The following is a 2,337-nucleotide window of genomic DNA, read 5'->3' on the forward strand; positions in this document are numbered from 1 at the left end:
GCTGGGCAAGTCGGGAAGCTAGCGGCGCGCCCGTGACCGAACCCGAAAAAGTTGCGTGCCCAAACCCGAAAGTTTTCCGTGATCATTTCAGAAAGACGGACTTGACCAAACACAATGCGGCATCTCAGTCCGAAAGCGGCCGGGGAGGCCGCATCGCCCGCATGAGGGGACCAGCCCGGGACCCTTCATGCGGGCGCGGACGGGTTGCACTTTGCGTGAATTCAGGTCGATATGCGGTTGTATTCTGCAGCCGATAGTGGGCAATCGTGGTTGTACTTCCGTTGAATCCGCAGGGAGGGGCTGCATGCTCTGGCGGAAGGTCGAGGGGGAGCCCGGGGTGCCCCTTGGGCCTGGGGAGGGGTCTCGGGCTAAAGGCGGCCCCGCCATTTCCGAGAAGCGCACCTGGCTGGGCGCGCCCTGCCTACCCCAGCAGCCACCGCCAGGCGGGGACGACGTGGACCGTCCCCTCGGGGACGGGGATCTCCTCCTCGTCGTCCATGGTGACGACCCAGCCCTCGCCCGCGCCGAGCCGGCGCATGCCGGCCCGCAGGCCGCCCACCTCGCGCTCACGCGTGGCGCCGTCCGCCATGGAGACCGTGGCCTGCACGAGCCGGTAGCCGTCGCCGAGCAGCGCGTCTCCGACGACGAAGTCGACCTCGTGGCGGCCGCCGTCGTCGACGAGCAGCCGCGAGATGGCGCCCGCGCGCATGCCGCCGGCGCCCCGGCGGAGCCGGTCGAAGACGGCCGTCTCGAGCCGCTGGCCCTCGTCGCGCGACGCCGAGGGGGAGAAGGCGGCGAGCATGCCGGGGTCGACCGCGTAGACCTTCGAGGCGGAGCGGGCGTTCTCCGCCAGCGAGCGGCTGAACTCCCCGAGCTCGAACACGAGGTAGGACTCCCCGTAGTAGCCGAGCAGACCCGAGAGCGTCGCGCGCGACACGGCGAGGCCGGCCGACTTGAAGGCCGCGGCCGCCCTGTTGAGCGACAGCTCGCGCCCCGAGGACGCCAGGCAGCGGGCCAGGAAGCGGGCCGCGGCCGCCGGGTTGCGCACGCCGTGGCGCTCGATGACGTCGAGGGCGACGGTCCGGTTGGCGTACTCCTGCAGCAGCTGGACGGTGTCCGACGCGGGCAGGCCCTGAACCGCGATGAAGCCGCCGCGCGAGAGGTAGCCGGGCAGCGAGTGGCGCAGCTCCGCGCGCGCCGCGGACCCGACGGCGCCCCCCTCGGCCGCCCCGGCGGGCACCTCGGCGCCGTGGTAGCGGGCGTACTCCGCGAAGCCCATGGGGAACAGCTCGCGCGAGATGGCCCTGCCGCGGAACTCGGAGGCGAGGTCCACTGAGAGCATGCGGGAGGACGAGCCCGTGACGTAGACGGTGGATTTCGTGCCATCCACGACGCGCCGCAGGAAGGCTCCCCACTCGGGGACCTCCTGGATCTCGTCGAAGAACAGGAACGCGCCGTCGCGCCGGGCTGTCGGCCTCATGGCGTAGAACGTGTCGAGGACCTCGGCGAGCAGGCCCTGGCGGTAGGGCTTCAGGCGCTCGTCCTCGAAGTTGAAGTACAGGATCGACTCGGCGGGCCATCCCTCCGCGACGATGCGCCGCATCTCCTGGAACAGCCGGTAGGTCTTGCCGCAGCGGCGGACGCCGGTGACGACGGTGGCGAGGTTGCCGCGCGCCGGCGGGCGCACCGGCCCCAGGTCGAGGTCGCGCTCGAACACCTCGGGGACCCCCTCGTCGAAGAAGTCCTGTATCTTCTCGGCGATGACGCTGTCCATGCGGCTCTCATCCTTGTAACTCTGCGTGTCAAGCATATGCTACATCTTGGCACGCGGCGTTGCAAGGATGAGACCTGGCGGCGAAGGCGCTGACATGGCGCGGCCTCGCCGCGAGGCCCGCGGGCGCACGGTCATTCCCTGATGATCCGCGAGCGCCAGTCGGCAGACAGGCTCTCCGCCCGCCGGACCCGGCCGGCGGCAGCCGCCGACTCGGCCTCCGCGATGCGGGCCATGAAGTCCGCCTCGCCTGCGACCTCGAGGTCGCGGGCCGGCCCTGCGGACGCCCGGGCCCTCGCGCCGCCGGCGATCCCCGGCGCGGAGCGGGCGTCCTTGGGCACGGTCATCCGGCCGCCCTCCGTGAACTCGGTGCCCATCATCGCCGCCGCCACATCGCCCTCCGATCATTGAAACCATCGTTGCCGATGACGATAGCACGCGCGCCTTCCCCTCCTCCCGTGTAACTGGCGATTATCTGTTCCTCACGGAAGGAGAAAGACGTATGACAGCTTGCGTCAACAGGAAGCATTCTAGGAGGGTCGCGGCCGTCATCAGCGCCTCGCTGG

General features: G+C 70.4%; 2 protein-coding genes. Both read right to left on the reverse strand.

What is annotated here, in order from left to right; all coding sequences use genetic code 11:
* Positions 1–421 precede the first annotated feature (421 nt).
* Positions 422–1,810: an ATP-binding protein gene (locus tag H6A16_RS10470; protein WP_239458343.1), complete on the reverse strand. Its 1,389-nt coding sequence runs from the start codon at positions 1,808–1,810 to the stop codon at positions 422–424.
* A gap of 95 nt (positions 1,811–1,905) precedes the next feature.
* Entirely contained in the window at positions 1,906–2,151 is a 246-nt protein-coding gene (locus H6A16_RS10475; protein WP_204618961.1) for a hypothetical protein, read from the reverse strand.
* Positions 2,152–2,337 lie beyond the last annotated feature (186 nt).

Source organism: Collinsella tanakaei (assembly GCF_016900375.1).
Classification (GTDB): Bacteria; Actinomycetota; Coriobacteriia; order Coriobacteriales; family Coriobacteriaceae; genus Collinsella.

What these genes read in the sequence shown, in the direction of transcription:
- H6A16_RS10475 (WP_204618961.1), bottom strand. Translation starts at nt 2,151, where the DNA reads ATGATGGGCACCGAGTTCACGGAGGGCGGCCGGATGACCGTGCCCAAG.
- H6A16_RS10470 (WP_239458343.1), bottom strand. Translation starts at nt 1,810, where the DNA reads ATGCTTGACACGCAGAGTTACAAGGATGAGAGCCGCATGGACAGCGTC.